The organism is bacterium (assembly GCA_040755795.1).
GTDB lineage: Bacteria > UBA9089 > CG2-30-40-21 > CG2-30-40-21 > SBAY01 > JBFLXS01.
In genome coordinates this window covers 1-3,206 of sequence record JBFLXS010000435.1, presented here as the reverse complement: position 1 = coordinate 3,206, position 3,206 = coordinate 1, and the positions used below count along the sequence as shown (strand labels likewise).

3 protein-coding genes are annotated in these 3,206 nt (G+C 37.5%); 2 read left to right on the top strand and 1 reads right to left on the bottom strand.

All coding sequences use genetic code 11. From position 1 onward, the window contains the following. Nucleotides 1-115: 115 nt before the first annotated feature. A complete protein-coding gene (locus tag AB1414_17970) occupies nt 116-235 on the top strand; it encodes a hypothetical protein (GenBank protein MEW6609301.1) in 120 nt (39 codons plus the stop codon). Nucleotides 236-238: 3 nt separating this feature from the next. Further along, the gene (locus AB1414_17965; GenBank protein ID MEW6609300.1) at nt 239-859 is read left to right on the top strand and encodes a hypothetical protein; all 621 of its coding nucleotides are present in this window, start codon (nt 239-241) and stop codon (nt 857-859) included. A 192-nt stretch (nt 860-1,051) separates the two neighbouring features. Here the strand turns inward: AB1414_17965 and AB1414_17960 are convergent, their stop codons facing one another. Further along, nucleotides 1,052-3,061 carry an SUMF1/EgtB/PvdO family nonheme iron enzyme gene (locus AB1414_17960; protein ID MEW6609299.1) on the bottom strand — a complete coding sequence of 670 codons (2,010 nt, stop codon included), beginning with the start codon at nt 3,059-3,061 and terminating at the stop codon, nt 1,052-1,054. Nucleotides 3,062-3,206: the final 145 nt, after the last annotated feature.

Here is a 3,206-nt window from a genome sequence, read left to right as displayed (position 1 = left end):
TGGAAATTAGAAATTAGGTCTTCACTTCTTTCCCCAATTTCTAATTTCATATCCATTTTTTAACCGCAAGCTTTCACGCTAAAGTGAACCATCTCTAAAATCGCAATTTGTAACGGTGTTGAGTATAATTACCAATTACCAGTTACCAGTTACCAATTACCAGTTACCAGTTACCAATTACCAATTACCAGTTACCAGTTACCAATTACCAATTACCAAATACAAGGAGGATTGAAAAATGAAGATAAGAGTTGGTGTTATGGGTACTTCCGAAGGGGAATTAAACCCGGAAATTGTTAAAAAGGCTTATATTTTAGGAGAGGAAATAGCCAGGTGGGGTTGTGCCATACTTACCGGTGGTTGTCCTGGATTACCCTATGAGGCAACTAAAGGTGCTAAAGCACAAGGAGGTATGACCATAGGTATTTCTCCAGCCTTAACATTAGAAGAACATATTAAAATATTTCGTTCGCCAGCAGATGAAATTGATGTGATGATTTATACCGGGAGTGGTTTAATGGGACGTGAAGTAACCGCGGTCCGCAGTTGTGATATTGTCATTATTGTTGGAGGACGCTCTGGAACACTCGGTGAATTCGCAATCGCTTATGACGAAGGAAAACTTATTGGTGTTTTAGAAGGAAGTGGCGGAATAGCAGATGAAATTAAAAGGATTGTTGAAACGATTAAAAAACCCACAGGTTCAAAAATTATCTATTCTACAGAGCCAAAAGAATTAATTGCGAAATTATTAACCGTTCACCGCAGGACTCGGGGCTCGGGACTCGGGGCTCGGGACTCGGGAATAAAAGAATCCCCTAACCCCTTAATTCCGCCAGCGGGGGAGACAAAAAAATAAAAATTTGGTGTCCTCTGCGAAATCTGCGGATATTTTCAGAGGAAACGCTCATGCCCCTGCAGGGCACAAATTGATGATAAAAATAAATGAAGGATACGGGCGGGGATGCTGAAGTCGAGCAACGCAGGCTGAAGCCTGTGGCTACCAGCCTTCCCGAGTCTCGAACCCCGAGTCCCGAGTCCCGATTACTGATTACCTCTCTTTAGCGTCCCTGGCGCATCTAAAACCACTGCTATTTCGTGATTTATCTGGGGCAAGATAGTTTCGGATAAAACATTGGGTAGTAATTTGATTTCCCAGATAGGAGCCACCACGCCAAACACGATAATGACCAATATTTGGTCCTTTAGGATTTATTGAAGGACTATTTTCATAATAATTACTATCATACCAATCTGCAACCCATTCACAGACATTTCCAGCCATATCTTCACAACCATAAGGGCTCTTTCCCTGTGGAAAATTTCCCACTGGTGTTACTCTTTGCATGCTGATATTACATTTATTTCGGTCAAATATATCTCCCCAGGGGTATTTTCTTCCCTCTGTGCCTCTTGCCGCCTTTTCCCATTCTGCCTCAGTAGGTAGGCGTTTTCCTGCCCATCTGGCATATCTATTTGCTCCATCCCAGCTAACCTCTACGACTGGATATTTTTCATACCCAGCCTTTACCTTATACAGACCGTTTGGTTTTTCTATCTTACAATATTCAGACTCAAGATTAATATAACCGTCGTGCTTGCCCATCGCATTTAAAAACCTAATATACTGTTCATTAGTTACTTCATACTTATCAATATAGAAACTAGCTAAATAAACTTTGCGTTGTGGATATGTATTGTCTCCATTGTGCATTCCCATAATAAATTCACCTCCCTCAACTAATACCATTTCTGAAGGAATTGGAAAATCTGCTTTTGGAGATAGAGATTTAACTCTTTCTAACTGGGTAATTAATTCTTTTTTTTCGTTTTCAGCATTCTCTATTTTCTGATTTGCTATCTGCATTTGAGCCTCTAAGTTTTGTTTCACTCCTTCTAAATTCTGTAATTTAGTTTGCAATGTATATAATTTCTTTGCATAATCTCTTTGTGTAATTTGAAGTGTATTTTGATTTTTATTATATTTCTGGATAAAATAACCAGCTATACTCACCGCGATAATGATACCAATTATGCTTAAAATTGTAATCTTTTTCAATTTCAAAAAGGTTTCTTTATTAATGGTAATTTCATCTCTTTTTTGCTCAAAATCAATCTTTGGGACACGATGCATTTCTAAGTCTGAAAGTAACTCTTTTACCTCCTGATATCTCTTTTCAGGGGCTTTTGCTAAACATTTTCTTGTAATATTATCTAACCATACCGGAATTTGAGGATTTAACTCTTTAGGTGAAATAGGAGTTTCAAATATGTGCTTATAGGCAATGGCAATTAATGTATCAGAGCCAAAAGGAGGTTTGCCTGTAAGAAGTTCATACATGACAATGCCTACTGAATAAATATCAGTTCGAGCATCAATTTTTTCTCCTTTAACTTGCTCCGGAGACATATACTCTGGAGAACCAACTATCAGAAGGTCAGGACTGGTTAAACCATTAAGCTCGGCAGATTTAGCTATACTAAAATCTCCTATCTTTACTATTCCGTCTTTTCTAATAAGGATATTCTGTGGTTTTATATCACGATTTATAATCTGGTTTTCATGGACTACTTGCAGTGCCTTTAATACCTGTTTTATAACTCCAACCGTCTCAATCGGAGATAAAATGTTTCTTTCTTGAAGTATACTCTTCAGGTCCTGACCATCAACATACTCCATAGAAATATACCATCTATTATCAAACCGACCAATATCATATATCCTGATTATATTATCATGGCTTAGTCTGCGAGTAATCTTTGTTTCTTGTTTGAATCGTTCGACAATTTCTTGATTCATAGATAGACCCGGGGCAAGGACTTTCAACGCCACTATCTCATCTAATATAAAATCTTTAGCCTTATAAACAATTCCTACTCCTCCTCTACCAATTGAACTAATAATTTCATATCTTTTGTCTATCTGATAATGTGGTTCAAATACAATATCAATCGCACTGATAGGTAAATTTTTACTGGTACTAATTTCTTCGTTACATTCTGGACATAATAAGGAATTGGTGTTATCCAAAAAGTTGATTTGACATTTATTACAAGTCATATTATTAACCTTTCAATAATTGTAACCGTTCAGGGCTATACATTAGAAGTGTAAACAAGGAGAAATGGGGAAAAGGGAGAATTGGAGAAATGGCTCAAACTTTTTCTTGCTCCACCCTTCAGACATTAATCCTGGTGTCGTGTTG